This window comes from Paenibacillus sp. FSL H8-0283 (assembly GCF_045040675.1).
Lineage (GTDB): Bacteria > Bacillota > Bacilli > Paenibacillales > Paenibacillaceae > Paenibacillus > Paenibacillus amylolyticus.
Map to the genome: position 1 here is coordinate 5,199,824 of NZ_CP150295.1, position 14,678 is coordinate 5,214,501.

14 protein-coding genes and 1 pseudogene are annotated in these 14,678 nt (G+C 43.7%); 5 read left to right on the forward strand and 10 right to left on the reverse strand.

The features are described 5' to 3' along the window. Positions 1–312: 312 nt before the first annotated feature. Entirely contained in the window at positions 313–768 is a 456-nt protein-coding gene (locus MHI52_RS23020; protein WP_127550038.1) for a hypothetical protein, read from the reverse strand. A 207-nt stretch (positions 769–975) separates the two neighbouring features. Between MHI52_RS23020 and MHI52_RS23025 the strand changes: the two genes are divergently transcribed. Both MHI52_RS23025 and MHI52_RS23030 read left to right on the forward strand, forming a co-directional pair. Further along, positions 976–1,176 (forward strand): hypothetical protein, encoded by a 201-nt coding sequence (locus tag MHI52_RS23025; protein WP_091034774.1) that lies wholly within the window; start codon positions 976–978, stop codon positions 1,174–1,176. A 232-nt stretch (positions 1,177–1,408) separates the two neighbouring features. Further along, positions 1,409–1,909, forward strand: coding sequence for an AAA family ATPase (locus tag MHI52_RS23030; protein WP_218034878.1), 501 nt, complete (start codon positions 1,409–1,411; stop codon positions 1,907–1,909). Positions 1,910–2,186: 277 nt separating this feature from the next. On the opposite strand, the gene MHI52_RS23035 is transcribed toward MHI52_RS23030, so the two are convergent. The 3 genes and pseudogenes from MHI52_RS23035 to MHI52_RS23045 form a co-directional block, all read right to left on the reverse strand. Beyond that, positions 2,187–3,059: an AraC family transcriptional regulator gene (locus MHI52_RS23035; RefSeq protein WP_084650057.1), complete on the reverse strand. Its 873-nt coding sequence runs from the start codon at positions 3,057–3,059 to the stop codon at positions 2,187–2,189. Positions 3,060–3,595: 536 nt separating this feature from the next. Continuing rightward, positions 3,596–4,332, reverse strand: a pseudogene (gene pyrH / locus MHI52_RS23040) (UMP kinase). 373 nt (positions 4,333–4,705) lie between these two features. Beyond that, positions 4,706–5,443 (reverse strand): cyclase family protein, encoded by a 738-nt coding sequence (locus MHI52_RS23045; RefSeq protein ID WP_127550034.1) that lies wholly within the window; start codon positions 5,441–5,443, stop codon positions 4,706–4,708. A gap of 200 nt (positions 5,444–5,643) precedes the next feature. Here MHI52_RS23045 and MHI52_RS23050 point away from each other — a divergent pair, with 200 nt between their 5' ends. Beyond that, positions 5,644–6,279, forward strand: coding sequence for a type 1 glutamine amidotransferase family protein (locus MHI52_RS23050; protein ID WP_127550155.1), 636 nt, complete (start codon positions 5,644–5,646; stop codon positions 6,277–6,279). Here the strand turns inward: MHI52_RS23050 and MHI52_RS23055 are convergent. After that, the gene (locus MHI52_RS23055; RefSeq protein ID WP_127550032.1) at positions 6,263–7,210 is read right to left on the reverse strand and encodes an NADP-dependent oxidoreductase; all 948 of its coding nucleotides are present in this window, start codon (positions 7,208–7,210) and stop codon (positions 6,263–6,265) included. The genes MHI52_RS23050 and MHI52_RS23055 overlap by 17 nt on opposite strands. Before the next feature lie 174 nt (positions 7,211–7,384). On the opposite strand from MHI52_RS23055, the gene MHI52_RS23060 reads away from it, so the two are divergent. Continuing rightward, entirely contained in the window at positions 7,385–8,263 is an 879-nt protein-coding gene (locus MHI52_RS23060) for a PhzF family phenazine biosynthesis protein (RefSeq protein ID WP_127550030.1), read from the forward strand. A 69-nt stretch (positions 8,264–8,332) separates the two neighbouring features. On the opposite strand, the gene MHI52_RS23065 is transcribed toward MHI52_RS23060, so the two are convergent. The 5 genes from MHI52_RS23065 to MHI52_RS23085 all read right to left on the reverse strand — a co-directional run bounded on the left by MHI52_RS23065 (position 8,333) and on the right by MHI52_RS23085 (position 12,806). After that, positions 8,333–9,280: an alpha/beta hydrolase gene (locus MHI52_RS23065; RefSeq protein ID WP_405157702.1), complete on the reverse strand. Its 948-nt coding sequence runs from the start codon at positions 9,278–9,280 to the stop codon at positions 8,333–8,335. Positions 9,281–9,390: 110 nt separating this feature from the next. Further along, positions 9,391–10,107, reverse strand: a complete 717-nt coding sequence (locus MHI52_RS23070) for an expansin EXLX1 family cellulose-binding protein (protein WP_036668609.1) — start codon at positions 10,105–10,107, stop codon at positions 9,391–9,393. A 520-nt stretch (positions 10,108–10,627) separates the two neighbouring features. After that, positions 10,628–11,833, reverse strand: coding sequence for a cation:proton antiporter (locus MHI52_RS23075; RefSeq protein WP_076216431.1), 1,206 nt, complete (start codon positions 11,831–11,833; stop codon positions 10,628–10,630). A 3-nt stretch (positions 11,834–11,836) separates the two neighbouring features. Next, entirely contained in the window at positions 11,837–12,343 is a 507-nt protein-coding gene (locus MHI52_RS23080; RefSeq protein WP_036617317.1) for a cation:proton antiporter regulatory subunit, read from the reverse strand. Beyond that, complete coding sequence (locus MHI52_RS23085; RefSeq protein WP_051449595.1) at positions 12,333–12,806, reverse strand: GreA/GreB family elongation factor; 474 nt, start codon at positions 12,804–12,806, stop codon at positions 12,333–12,335. Before MHI52_RS23085 ends, MHI52_RS23080 begins: the two co-directional genes overlap by 11 nt. 388 nt (positions 12,807–13,194) lie before the next feature. Between MHI52_RS23085 and gdhA the strand changes: the two genes are divergently transcribed. Then, positions 13,195–14,580 carry an NADP-specific glutamate dehydrogenase gene (gene gdhA, locus MHI52_RS23090; protein WP_174806476.1) on the forward strand — a complete coding sequence of 462 codons (1,386 nt, stop codon included), beginning with the start codon at positions 13,195–13,197 and terminating at the stop codon, positions 14,578–14,580. Positions 14,581–14,678 lie beyond the last annotated feature (98 nt).

A 14,678-nucleotide genomic window follows, 5' to 3' on the forward strand; every position in this document is an offset into this window, starting at 1 on the left:
TAACTGCCATAATAACGTAGACCATCCATACTTACCTCCCTGTTTCATGCGGATTATGATTTTGCGATACTTACCACATGTGACTATTCCTCTAGTTAATAAATAAACTTTATAAAGTATATTACGTAAGTATGCGAGGATAATAGTTCTTTGTCAATATGATTTAGATTTATCCGAGCCCTTTTCAGTCCAAGGAACATGTGGACAACATGACTACAACAACGCGTATTATCTCGGTGCCCATAAAAAATAACTGTCGAAAGAATCATTCAACGATTCTTTCGGCAGCCGTTTGTTCAATATACAAGCAGTTTATTTTGAATATATTCGCTGTACCCCGGGCAATAAGGTCACAACTTGAATACCCACTCCCCATGCAAAATAGACCAAGTGAATGATAGAGACATCCTGAATCCAGTACACCTGCGCCATAATCCAGATGATGAGAGCAAACCCCGTATACAACGAAAAAGTCCAAGCCCAATAGCGGTCAGGATAGAGATTCAGTCTCTCACCCAGCCCCCAATGAACGTAGCGGATGAGCGAAATAGCAATCATTGTAGGCATCACGCCAAGAACCAGCAATAGGAAGATCCCCGGGAACAAAAAACTGGCAAACGGAGAATTCTCCAACAAAGATGCGGGCAAATTCACCATACTTCCGGATGGGTCTATGATTAAAATGACGCCTCCAACAATCGCGCCAATCCCAAGCATTCCATGCATCAACATGAGTAACCACGATCTGCCTATACGATGCTTCATCATGAATTTCTCCTTCCGTTCTCTCGTTTCTCAACCTCATATATGGAGGATTATACTCAAACCCTCTAGTACCATTCTCACACATGCCACGTATTGTTCCTGTGCTGCTTTTCACTATATTGATCTCGAAAATCATTCGTAATGGAAAAACTTGATAAAAGAACGTACGTTCGGTATAATGAAATTATCCTGAATAAGCGAGAGGCAGATATGGACGACAAATTTATTAAGGAATTACGCGAGATTAGTCGGGATGACAGACGAAGATCGGAATTTATGATTCAAGGTTTGAAGGAAACACTGCAAGAACGCAAAGAAGAAGGCTTACTCAAACGCTGGATACGGCGTAAGAAAACAGAGAAAAAAATCTCTCAAAGATTTAATCAAGATCCTCACTCGGATCAAAAGTAACAACATAAAAAGGAGGCGGAATACGCCTCCCTTGCTATTTACATATGTGAATCATTTAGACTTTGTTAGTTGTGACTTAACCCATAAGTTTGCCAAAGCACACATTTATGCTTCTAAATAAATCAAATCCTAGCTGAACTTGGTTCCTGATAAGCTTACTTGCCTCTTGCCAGTTTATTGCCTTTATGTGTTAATCTAGTCCAAAGGACTTTCTTATAAAGGGAGTGAAAATATGACAAATACTTCGGGCTCAATATCAAAAAAGAAGGTGATAATTCTGGTGACAGGGATGTCGGGTACAGGTAAATCAACGGTTCTAAGCGAACTTGCTCATAGGGGGCATAGAATTATCGATACCGATTATGATGGTTGGAGTGAGAATTTGGATGGTTCTGGGTGGTTATGGCACGAGAATCGAATTGATAAGCTGCTTACTGAACATAGAGAAGGTACTTTATTCATTTCGGGTTGTGTATCTAATCAGGGGAAGTTTTACCCGATGTTTGATGCAGTAGTGTTGTTAAGCGCCCCCCTCGAAGTAATCCTTGAACGTATAGCTTCGCGTAAGACAAACGATTATGGAAAAACTGTCGAACAACGTGAAGAAATTATACAAAACGTCGCTAGTGTTGAGCCTCTCTTACGTGCTGGAGCTACTGTTGAGATCGACACCAGGAAGCTGCTTGATGAAGTTGTAACCGAGCTTGAACTCATTGCCAACTCCACTAGCTGATCACTTCTTCGCACTGTACAAAACCTCCCAGTTCGACCAATCTAAGTACCTTGTTAAACTAACCTGCCCGAATAAAAGCATCCAATCACAATGGTCGGCTGCTTTCTTAGTTTTATTGAGTTAACGTTTCCCGTTAGTTTAATAAAGAAATATTGGAGCTAATTATAATAATTAGTTTACTCTTATCGTTCATCAAAGTCCTTCAAACACTTGACATTGATTGTATTAATTAAAAAATGGCCACCTAATGGTGACCAATAACTGGAAGAAACCGTCTCTACTTTTTACTAACCGGAATCCATACCTCACAGATTGAATCTTTGTGCGTGTCATCAACCCAGTAATACTTCTCTATACATGGCCCTTCAACTTGTTCAAAACTCACCGAGGGGAACCATTCTGTGTAGATGCGTTTCCAGATATTTTGAATACCCAATCCGATTTCTACATCGTTCGGAATCGTCTCACGACTATCGAATACCGCATAAGTTTGACTAGGAACATTAAGGACGGTAAATTCATCTGGAACCTGTTTTCCTTCCGGCAGTTCCGCTCCCAACAAATAGCACTTTGACCCATCCTCGTCAAAGTCGAAATGATAACCGTACAGCAATGATCCCGCTGGTCTCCCTACCAACTCGTTAATCTGATCATGAATACCATTCCTCCAAATTACCTCCACAAACACGGGTATCTCCTCATAGGCATCTTTATGGATAGTAACGTTCTTACCAAATACTGTTGACTCCATTTCCTCCACGATTCGATAATTCATCTCGGTTTCCCCTTTAATCTGAATTTGAAAGGAAATTCGAGGAAATGCTTTAAGTTTCACATTCATTTTCTTAGCCGCAAGAGGTGTTACCCCATGCATCCGCCGAAAAGCTTTTGTAAATGCCGCCGGACTGTCATAACCGTACTTAAGCGCGACATCAATGACTTTACAATCCGTTCCCGCTAACTCCTGCGCCGCAAGCGTTAGCCGCCTATTCCTCACGTACTGAGTCACGGTAACACCGGTTACTGCATGAAACATTCGCTGAAAATGATATTTTGAACTCATTGCTGACCTAGCAATGTCCTCAATCTCAATCGGCAAGTGCAGATGTTGCTCCACATAATCAATGGATTGACTAAGTTGCTTAAGCATCTCCAGGATCTCTCATCTCCTTTCTCCTACAGTATAAAAGAACCGTTGAATATCTTCTTGTTTAGGAATGCTCCATTTTGTCTAGAAAGTCAAGTACAAAACGAGAAATTTTGTATGTAATGCTTCAGCATGTAGCATTCCTGACCGATTAACAACCCATATTTTGATTTATATTAACACATATTGAAAGAGTTCTGCCCATTAGCTTAAGAAAAACAACTGTGGTGGCAAACTATTCTTGGACTATTCCTAAACTATCCTGCCCGTTAGTTGAACTAAAGCAGCCGATCACGTTGGTCAGATGCTTTGTTGGATTTATTGAGCTATCGTTTCCCGTTAGCGTAACGTTCTGTACTTCTACCTCTGATACGGATCACCGTAATGAATCAAAACATAAAGTATCTTTTGATCACAAGATATACATATCAACATAAACAAAATCCCACTCCATGGCCGAGTGGGATTTTGAATAGAACTTCTCTTTTGTGGAACTATCGTTCCGCTAAATCAAGGAAGAGTAGTATTTCTAACATACTTCATTCCAACTCTAAAATTGATTCGCCACTAATTATCGTACCATTATTCTTACCCTCACAGATTTCTTTCATCGAACCTGGTTTATCGAAGTTAAACACATGCATTGGCAAATTGTAGTCTCTTGCCAAAATGAAAGCTGATTGGTCCATTACCTTTAAGTTGTGTTCTAAAACGTCGTTGTAATGAAGCGAACGAAATTTCTTTGCATTTTTATCAAATTTAGGGTCTGCATTAAGAACACCATCAACACCTTGCTTTGCAACTAATAAGGCGTCACAATTAACCTCGATGGCTCTTTGTACTGAAGGATAGTCTGTTGTAACGTAAGGTTGACCGTTCCCTCCTGCAAAAATTACAATATAGCCTTTCTCTAGATGGTGAACTGCTCTTAGACGGATGTATGGTTCTGCAACTGAAGTAATAGGTATAGCGGTCATTACCCGTACTTCCTTTTTGGTCTTGGCTTTAAGAACTCCACGAAGCATTAAACTATTTACTACAGTCGCAAGTGTTCCAATGTTGTCAGCTTCTGCCCTTCTATCCCCCAGCTTTCCGCCATATTACCTCGAAAAATATTACCCCCACCAATAACTAATGATACTTCAACTCCTAAGTTTACTATTGACATAATTTCATCAGCGATTTGGTCCAATCTTTCCGGTTCAAAACCAAATTCAGAGTTTCCGGCTACTGCTCCGCCACTTAGCTTAACGAGAACTCTTTTATACCTTGACAATTAATACACCCCCATAAAATAAAAACACTAAAGCAATAAATGCTTTAGTGTCCTACAGGAATGGAAATATGAAATTACACAAGTCGACTGAATATAAGTCTTACTTTTCCACCTCATACCCCCACCCCTTCCATGTTTTTCCGTTAAGTAATTTTACATTACGTGAGGCTAAATTGCAATTACCGTCAATATTAAATCTGCAAGCAATTTCAATAAGTTATAGAATGATTTACGATGAGCCGTATCAAAGAGCTACCTTGCCACTATCCTGCCCATTAACTGAAAAACAGCCGACTATTTAGCCGGCTTTCTACTTGAGTATCATTCTGAGTTCTGTGCCTTATTTATCTTATAGCTTTTGATCTACCCCGTTTTACGGCAAAATGGCAAAAGACCGAACTGGAAAACCAGAAGCTTTCTCCGCTTTGGGTACAATATTGAAAATAACAGCGCCCTTGGCCGGCACCTGATCCAGGTTTGTTAACAGCTCGACCTGGTATGTATCCTGGGCAAGTACATAATATTCTGCCAGAAGTGCCCCATTCTTCTGATAATCCACCGCTGAATCCGTGTCAAAGGTTTCATGCCCAATGGCTTGTATTTTTCTTTCCTCGAATAAAAACATGAGCGCACTAACCGACCAGCCGGGTGCATGACTGTTGCCCTTATCATCCTTGTTATCAAATGTTTCATGGTTAGGCCAGCGTTTGCTCCAATCGGTACGTAAGGCTACAAAGCTTCCAGCTTCAATCACGCCATGCTGTCTTTCAAATTCAAGAATATGCTCCACATCCAGTGTGAAATCCGGATTGTTCTCTACTTCGGCAGACTGGTCAATGACCACAAGCGGGAGCACAAGCTCCTTCAAACCTAGTTCATCCAGATACCGGGTATCCCGAACGAAGTGGATCGGCGCATCAAGATGTGTCCCGTATTGACCCGGGAACTTGAAGCTCTGGGCAAAGAAACCTTGATCGTGATCAAACAGTGTATCGAATTGTGCTGCCTCAAAAGCTGAAAAATGTGGAGAGCCTGGACCAAACGTATGGGTCAGATCCACCCATTTCTTTTCTTTTAACAATTGAATGGCTTGAATGAGTTCGTTGGACATCCTAATCACCTCATGCACAAAATGGAATAAATTTCTCCTATTATATCTTATTCCACTACAATTAGGGAGCAGTCCCCATATTAGTTCTTAGGGCTGTTAATTTTCAAATTTAAAAACTTCACTGACCGTAGATGTCAGTGAAGTTAATTTATAATACAAGAGTAATCCATTCAATCATGAAAACAAAAGGAGCATGTATGATGCAAACGAAGAACGTATATCTATATGTATTTCATACGATGGCAGACTGGGAGGTAGGATATCTAACTGCTGAATTGAACTCGGGAAGGTATTTCAGGAAAGAGATCCAGCCTTTACAGGTCGTAACCGTAGGCGTGGATAAACATCCGGTAACTACCATGGGAGGATTGAACATCCTTCCTCATATTTCTATTGATGAATGTACATTGAAAGGTGACGACGTCATCATTCTTCCAGGAGGAAACACCTGGATGGACACCATCCATGATTCCCTATTGAAAAAAGTTGCTGCCTCTATAGAAGAGGGTACGGTTATTGCGGCGATTTGCGGTGCGACAGTTGCACTTGCAAAAATAGGGATACTGGATTCCAGACAACATACAAGCAATGATTTAGAATACCTGAAGATGATATGCCCAGATTATACTGGAGAAACCTATTATGTAACGGAGCCTGCAGTAACCGACGGAAATCTAGTTACTGCATCTGGAATAGCTCCGTTAGAATTTACGATGCATGTGTTGAAGCTGTTGAATGTCTATACACCAGAAACATTACAGGCCTGGTACAATCTATATCAGACTCATGAGTCCAAATACTTCTACGAGTTAATGAATTCTAATGCACCTGAATAACCAGTTTCCCGCGGGTATGATGGGTTTCACTCTTCTCATGTGCTTCCCGTACTCCCTGTTGAGTTAGCGGGTACGTTCCATCAATAATCGATTTGAGCTTGCCTTCCGCAGCCAGTTCAGCCAGCTGATCCAGTTGATCCCCTTTGGGCTCCATCATGAAGACGTTGGCCGTTACTCCGGCTTCCTTGGCAAGCTTCTCATCCGGTTGTTCCACCAAGGATACCAGATGCCCGCCAGACTTTAACACCTTGAAGCTATCGCGCTGAATATCACCGCCCATGGTGTCCAGCACAACATCATAACCGGAGAGAATCTCCGAGAAATCTTCTTTTTTATAATTGATAAAATGATCTACACCCAACGAACGAAGCAACGCTTCGTTTGATTCACTCGCCGTGGAAGCCACTTCAGCGCCGAGGGACTTGGCAATCTGAATGGCATACGTTCCCACACCACCTGCACCAGCATGAATAAGTACCTTCTGTCCTTTGCCTAAACGTCCGTGATCCACAAGTGCCTGCCAGGCTGTCATCGCCGCCAGCGGGATCGCTGCTGCTTCCTCGAAGCTCAAATTCTCCGGTATACGGGCAATAATGTCTGCATCGACAGCAACATATTCTGCATAAGTTCCGAATTGACGCGGACGCGCAAATACCCGATCACCTTCTCTGAACCGCGTGACATTTGAACCTGCTTCAGCCACAATACCGGCAACATCGCCGCCCAGAATCAACGGAAAATTCTCCGCTGCTTTTTTCATATAACCTTGTCTGATTTTGAAGTCGACCGGATTCACCGACGTGGCATACGTTTGGATTAATACCTGATTCACTCCACATGCTGGCTTGGCTACTTCTTGTTCCTTCAATTGTTCCGCTCCACCAAATTCCTCAATCACAATTGCTTTCATTAGAGATCCCAGCCTTTCCATTGGATTATCGTTATACTCTCTCCCTTCATTACCCTTTCCCGGTGATCACTTGACCTAATCATTCAAAATTCACAGCAATCTGGGATTCACAAGCCCTTTCAACAATCGTGATATAATGTCGATTATCGATTACGTTAAATCTTAACCCAATAACTGAACAAGCGAGGTAACACGATGGAAATAGAAGTAAGTACATTACATGCATTTTCGGACAAGGCTCATGGCGGAAACCCCGCAGGTGTTGTTTTACAAGCAACGCATTTGTCTGAAACCCAGATGCAGGAGATTGCCAGTCAAGTCGGTTTTTCAGAGACTGCATTTGTTATGCCATCGGATCAGGCTGATTTCAAAGTGCGTTATTTCACCCCAAGTGATGAAGTCGATCTATGTGGACATGCCACAATTGCATTATTTTATCTAATGAAGACACAGCAGCTCGTTAATGTTGGTACATATACACTGGAGACACTGGCCGGAATTCTTAAAGTTGATATCGCAGTCAATGGAGAAGTCTATCTGTCTCAGACGTTGCCGGAGTTTGGGGAGATCGTGGATCGACAGCAGATTGCCGATTCGTTACGTATTTCTATGGAGGATTTGCATTCCGAGCTACCTGTACAGATTGTGTCTACCGGGTTACCCGATATCCTGATAGCTGTTAGGGATGTTGATGTTCTGACCAAAATCGATCCTGACTTCCAGCGTATCACTGAAATATGCAAGGCTCATCATGCCGTAGGTTATCATGTGTTTACACTCGAATCAAATGCTGAGGACGTTCTGGCAGAATGCCGTAATTTTGCACCGCTTTATGATATACCGGAAGAGAGCGCGACGGGCACATCCAATGGTGCCATGCTCTGTTATTTATCCCAATACAACCAGCTTACAGATCCTCATCTTCACACGTACACGATCAGACAAGGGTATACCATGAACCTCCCCTCTCAGATCCGAGCCAGATTAACTTTGGACAATTCCAATGAAATCACACAGATTCAGGTTGGAGGTAGCGTAGTTCATATCAAAAACATTCAAATACACCTCCCTTAATGGGAGGTGTTTTCCGTACTTAGGATATGTAAACTATCTTATGCGAAGCAGTGTAGTAGCCTGTGGTCATCATTGAATTTGTTGTAAAAATCGTAGCACCGCTACCTCCAACTGGTTCAGCCCAGGCTGCTCTATAGGAAAATGGCCTGCCCCTTCCAAGATCACACATTCCTTGTCTACCATCAGACGATCAAAAAAAGATTGGCTGAACCTGATCGGTGTCATGGGGTCCAGTTCAGGGTGAACCAACAGGACCGGACACTGGCTGAACTGTTCCGGGCTTACCTCCGGTTTTTTATTAAGGAATGTTCTTAATAATTCCAACGGAATACGTGTAGCTGCCGCTTGTGGATCATTCATAATAAGACGGGTTAAGTCCTTGTCATTGGTAATCAGTTGCATCCGGGATACCTGTTTGACCGAAATACGCACATGATCCAGCAGACCAGGGAACAGATCCATCATCCGTTTTCCCGCCCTGCTTACCAGACGATTCGGTGCAAGCTGATTTCGCATTTCCTGATTACTTGTGTCTACAAATGTAGTTGCGATCAAACCCTTAACACGCTTGCTGCGTGCACTGGTGTGATAGGCAAGCATCCCTCCGATGCTACTTCCCAATACAACGATTGGCTTGCCGTCATTTTTGTATTCCCGTTCGATGAGTGAAACAAGTAGCTCTATCCATAGTTCGTAGTTGATTCGTGTACCAGACATTGCATAACTTAACCCATACGGTGGAAGGTCTGGCGATACCACCTCGTATCCATGTCGCTGCAACATGCGGGCATACGGAGCGAGCAACCTGCCATTGCCTCCCGCACCATGAATGAACAGAATTTTAATTGAAGACTCCGGCGCAGGTAAACGATCGATATGCAGATGAACCCCATTTGACTCCCACCATTCTTCCTCAGGAGCTGTATGCTCCCCTAACCTCACTTCTTCCGGGAAAAAGCCCTGATACTGTTTCCAATAGGGATGTGTTGTCTGATATGAAGGCAAACTTTTTTTCATACGTTACATTCTCCTCTTTTTGTATACAAAAAAAAGCCGTACAGTGTACGACTTTTCGTTAAGAATACGTCTATGACCATACTTCTTTTTATAACACCTTCGTATATCTGTCAATCGGGAAACTGTACATTGCCCGGTACGATATATGCACCACCTGACCCATCATTAGGCAGAGCCGGGATCGTGTCATTTAATACCTGACCGCGAATATCGGTAATACGAACGTTTAGTTTTTCTTTGCCCAGTCCAGTTCCGAGGAAATGATTATAGTCTTGCTTTTCAAGATTGAGCCACGTGCCATCCTTCTGTTTCACTTCGAACTTCAGCACCGGATATTTGTGATTACGAACCTGAATGGCTGCCCACCACTGACTGCTGCCTTCCTTGATCCGATAAGAGACGTTGCCTTGAATTGGAGCTTTGACCACTTTCCAACTGATATCGATTTTACCTGCTTTTGGGTCACCGATCAGGTTAAAGGCATTCGGTGAGAGATCCAGCGCTCCGCTGGCGCCTTCTGGATAAAGATCTGTTACATAGACGGTTGTTTTGCCTTTAGGACCCTGCACCTCGAGATAGGCTCCCGCTAAAGCGGCTTTGACACCGTTATAATTGAGTTGGAACGGATTAAGTGCAGTAATCTTCATGTCCGCCGGGATGGGATCAAGCAACACTGCACCTCCCGAGTAACCTGAGCCTGTATACGTCGCGTAACCCTGATATGTATCGTTCCATGCAGCAGATGCAGGCAGAGCAAATAATACGAGACTGAGCAACATCCCTGTACCGGCCCATTTTAACCGTTGAAATCTACTTTTCTTGTTCATGAGCTATTCCTCCTCGTTCGTTCTAACTTCTGTTACATTGAAACATAAGTTGAACTAAAGAATATTTACACTTGCCACTCCGATGACAGAATAACCTTCCGATCACTGTTATCCCCAGATTTTTTGATTCAATTTTACAAAGGTGAAAATCTGTTGATAAAGGCGAACGCTCCGCTTCTTCAGGTTTCTTCTATCCTCTACGTTCTCGTGTAAATGATCCATTCAACTGCTAGATTTGAATATAACATTATTTTACATAATAACTTCTTATTTTCAATCCCTCTCAACTAAATCACATCTTTAGTCCTGCCCGTGGACTTGAACATTCACGACCACGCACAAGATATGGATACATACCATAATTTGGTGGAATGAGCATAATTACAAGCTGACATTGGGACGATTCCCAATAATAAAAATACGCCACACCCCGGAGTGATTTCTCTCTCCAAACAGTGTGACGCTTATTAAACACTACAGTCAGAATACCCGGTCTGTCCTAGGACAGACAGCGTTTGACTCAACCCGTTTCCCTTCGTTTCATCCGCTTCCTTAGTCGCTCATACGATGCGTAAATCCGCGGAGATTCTTTGGTCAGGATAGGCCCCAGCACAGCCAGAATTAACACATACAACACGGCAAACGATTGGATGGATGCCATCAGCCCTCCGGCCTTGCCGATGTTCGCCATGATAATGGAGAATTCGCCCCGCGAGACCAGGGTAAAGCCCACATTCAATGAGGCCTTAGGGCTCATTCCAGCCAGTCTGCCAGCGATCATACCTGCACCATAGTTACTGGCAATCGTCAGAATAACGGCAATAATCGTCATCCCAACAGCTCCGCCAAGTGAAGCCGGCTCGATGGTCAGGCCAAAACTGAAGAAGAAAATTGCACCAAAAAAATCTTTGAAAGGCATGATCTGATGTTCAATCCGACTTACATGTCTTGATTCGCCCAACACAAGCCCCATCATCAATGCTCCAATGGCTTCTGCTACATGCAGTGTCTCCGAGAAACCAGCCACCAGGAAGAGCAGTGTCATGACGGTAAGCAGAAACAACTCTGATGACTTGATATTCAGTGCCTTATCAATATATTTGATGCTTTTCCTGCCAATAATCAGGAATAGCACAATAAACAGCAGGGCAGACAGCGATACTAACAGAACACTTAAGAATGAAGTTGCCCCGCTGAGCACAAGCCCGGTCAGGATGGAGATATGAATCGCGATGAACAAGTCATCAAACATGATCATGCCCATAATAATCTCTGTTTCAGGGTTTGCCGTGCGTTTCAGATCAACGAGCACTTTAGCTACAATGGCTGTAGAAGAGCTGGTCATGATCCCGCAGACAACAAGTGTCTCCTGAAGGGGCAGATCCATGAACCACCCCAACAGCAATCCAGAGACAAAATTCAGACCAACATAGAACATGCCCCCGGTCAGAATGGCTTTGCCAGACTTTAATAACCGGGAGACCGAGAACTCCAAACCCAGATAAAATAGCAGAAACAAAATGCCAAGCCTGCCCATAAATTCAATAAAGGTCGAACTTTCGATAAAACGTAAATCCACTATGCCAATCTGTGGTGCATGTGGTCCAACAGCCATACCAATCAGGATATAGAAAGGAATGACTGAAAATCGTAATCGTGAAGATATCAGCCCAGTAAGTGTAATCAGCGCAACGGCAATTCCCACTTCGAATATGAGCATATCCATAGGCTAAGTCCGTCCATCAGTTAACAATTGTTTGAGATGTTTGATCTGATTCCGTTCACCGGCAACTACAATTGTAGCCCCAGCGGTAAAAGCATAATCCGGGCCTGGATTAAAATGCTTCTCCTTATCCTTGGTCACAACAGCGAGAATTACGGCGCCCGTAGCCTGACGGATATCCAGTTCACCAATCGTCATGCCTACGCTTGCGGCGTGGGGCTCAATCCGTAGCCATTCGATTAACAGCCCTTCAAGCATCACTTCACGCTCATCCTGAAACTTCGGTTTATAGGTCATACCACCAACAATAGCGGCTACCGCCCGGGCTTCATCATCGTCCAGGGTGACCAGAGATACCATATCACCCACCTCTTCAGGTGTATCCCCTGACTCCATATGGAACAGGTCACGTCGCTCGTCGTTATGAATCACTATGACCAAATGCTCACCACTACGGGTATGCAGCCAGTATTTACGTCCAATCCCTGGTAAGTCCGTCTCTTTAAAGTGCATGATCTGCACCCCCTAGCGCCGGCTCGTTCAAGGTTTCGCTCCTCAGCTCGATCCCCGTAATGCGGATTCTCATGGAACCTGATGGTGTATGAACAGACCTAACTTCCCCTTTACTGCCAAGCAGTAATTGACTCCCTACTGGAGAGAGGAAGGAAATACGACCCTCATCAGGATTAGTATCCTCTGGCATGACAATCATGAACGAATCTGACGTATGAAAATCGAGATATTCAAAATCAATATGACTGCCGATCAATACAGCTGAGTCCAGATCTTCATCAGGACCCAGGAGCAGTTTTTCCACATACTCTGTATATGCGGACAATTGTTTTTCCAATTGTATCCGCTCTGGATCACGCGCGTCGAAATAGTCGTCGAGAAATGTTCTTTTCTCTTCACCGAATGTAAATAGCTGGCTCACCAGCTTCTCTCTGCAATTATGGCGGGAGGTCCTATGGTTCATAGTAGATTTCCCCCCCTATACAAGCCTTGTTCTCCATGTTGATTGGCATGTTTCTCTTCATCATCTTGTTTTCCTCCTTTATATTTTAAAAAGACCCCGGAATACGAGACCTTCTTACCATCTTACCAAAACTAATATTTTAATCCAGTATATTCGTCTAACTTGCTTTTTTATTATCATTTGTGGTCATATCTTCCATTTAATAACTTAATTCTTCACATCATATGGTAGATCCATAGAACATTTTAATTACTACATAAAAAACATTTTATGAATTTTTATCTCGTATTTTTATTTGCTTTCCTGTATATTTAACTACAAACTTTTATTCAATTTATGCAAATAAGCCTCTACAGACTTTAACACAATAAAGGAGTGCATCGAAAAAGTGTCCACGATAACAAAAGAAACTACAGAGTCCGTTCAAGTTACTGCCGCAGAATATGTTCATTCCGTTTACGAGTCGGTTGTCGCCAGAAATCCGCACGAAGACGAGTTCCATCAGGCTGTCAAAGAAATTCTGGATTCCCTTATTCCTGTTATTGAAGCACACCCCAAGTATAAGAACCATAGTCTGTTGGAACAGCTTGTTGAACCTGAACGTGTAATCACATTCCGTGTCCCATGGGTAGATGATCAGGGCAAAGTTCAGGTTAACCGTGGATTCCGGGTGCAATTCAACAGTGCCATTGGCCCTTACAAAGGCGGACTTCGCTTCCATCCTTCTGTATACTCGGGCATCATCAAGTTCCTTGGCTTCGAACAGATCTTCAAAAATGCTTTGACCGGTCTGCCCATTGGCGGCGGTAAAGGTGGTTCTGACTTCGATCCCAAAGGAAAATCGGATCTGGAAGTCATGCGTTTCACGCAAAGCTTCATGACAGAGCTGTACAAATATATCGGTTCCGATACGGATGTACCGGCAGGTGACATTGGTGTAGGCGCACGGGAAATCGGTTACATGTTCGGCCAATACAAACGTATTCATGGCGGGCATGAGGCAGGCGTATTGACAGGAAAAGGTCTGCTGTACGGAGGAAGCTTGGCACGTAAGGAAGCGACTGGCTTCGGCTGTGTGTACTTCGTGAAGGAGATGTTGCAATCCAAGGGGCTCAGCTTCCAAGACAGCACAGTCGTTGTCTCTGGCTCTGGTAATGTGTCCATCTATGCCATTCAGAAGGCACAGGAGCTTGGAGCTACAGTCGTGGCGTGTAGTGACTCAGGTGGCTACATACACGATCCACAAGGCATCAACCTGGATACTGTGAAACGTCTGAAAGAGGTTGATCGTCTTCGCATCAGCGAATACATCAAAGAACACCCGCATGCTACATATACCGAAGGCTGTGAAGGCATCTGGTCTATCCCTTGTGATATTGCTCTTCCATGTGCAACGCAAAATGAGATCGATGAAGAAGCTGCGGCCCTTCTAATCAAAGGTGGCGTGAAGGCCATTGGCGAAGGGGCGAATATGCCTTCCACCCTGGCTGCCATTGACGTCTTCCACGGTGCAGGCGTGCTGTTCGGTCCAGCCAAAGCGGCTAATGCCGGAGGTGTAGCCGTGTCTGCTCTTGAAATGTCACAGAACAGCATGCGGTTGTCCTGGTCATTTGAAGAAGTAGACGCCAAGCTGCATGACATCATGAAGAACATCTACACCAGCTGTGTAGAAGCTGCTGAAGAGTATGGCTGTGAAGGCAACCTCGTAGCCGGAGCGAATATCGCCGGTTTCCTCAAGGTAGCGGATTCCATGATTGCTCAAGGTGTAGTTTAATTTAAATACGTGATTCTCCACGATCAAAGGGCGTTCCCATCCATTTGGGTAACTGCCCTTTTTTCCTTGTCTTCAATTGCTCTAATCGCAATGCAATG

Excerpts from the sequence above, each read along its gene's own strand:
- MHI52_RS23050 (WP_127550155.1), top strand. The coding sequence starts at position 5,644 with ATGCAAACGAAGAACGTATATCTATATGTATTTCATACGATGGCAGAC.
- MHI52_RS23080 (WP_036617317.1), bottom strand. The coding sequence starts at position 12,343 with ATGCACTTTAAAGAGACGGACTTACCAGGGATTGGACGTAAATACTGG.
- MHI52_RS23085 (WP_051449595.1), bottom strand. The coding sequence starts at position 12,806 with ATGAACCATAGGACCTCCCGCCATAATTGCAGAGAGAAGCTGGTGAGC.
- MHI52_RS23060 (WP_127550030.1), top strand. The coding sequence starts at position 7,385 with ATGGAAATAGAAGTAAGTACATTACATGCATTTTCGGACAAGGCTCAT.
- MHI52_RS23020 (WP_127550038.1), bottom strand. The coding sequence starts at position 768 with ATGATGAAGCATCGTATAGGCAGATCGTGGTTACTCATGTTGATGCAT.
- MHI52_RS23025 (WP_091034774.1), top strand. The coding sequence starts at position 976 with ATGGACGACAAATTTATTAAGGAATTACGCGAGATTAGTCGGGATGAC.
- MHI52_RS23030 (WP_218034878.1), top strand. The coding sequence starts at position 1,409 with ATGACAAATACTTCGGGCTCAATATCAAAAAAGAAGGTGATAATTCTG.
- MHI52_RS23035 (WP_084650057.1), bottom strand. The coding sequence starts at position 3,059 with ATGCTTAAGCAACTTAGTCAATCCATTGATTATGTGGAGCAACATCTG.
- MHI52_RS23070 (WP_036668609.1), bottom strand. The coding sequence starts at position 10,107 with ATGAACAAGAAAAGTAGATTTCAACGGTTAAAATGGGCCGGTACAGGG.
- MHI52_RS23055 (WP_127550032.1), bottom strand. The coding sequence starts at position 7,210 with ATGGAAAGGCTGGGATCTCTAATGAAAGCAATTGTGATTGAGGAATTT.
- MHI52_RS23075 (WP_076216431.1), bottom strand. The coding sequence starts at position 11,833 with ATGGATATGCTCATATTCGAAGTGGGAATTGCCGTTGCGCTGATTACA.
- MHI52_RS23065 (WP_405157702.1), bottom strand. The coding sequence starts at position 9,280 with ATGAAAAAAAGTTTGCCTTCATATCAGACAACACATCCCTATTGGAAA.
- MHI52_RS23045 (WP_127550034.1), bottom strand. The coding sequence starts at position 5,443 with ATGTCCAACGAACTCATTCAAGCCATTCAATTGTTAAAAGAAAAGAAA.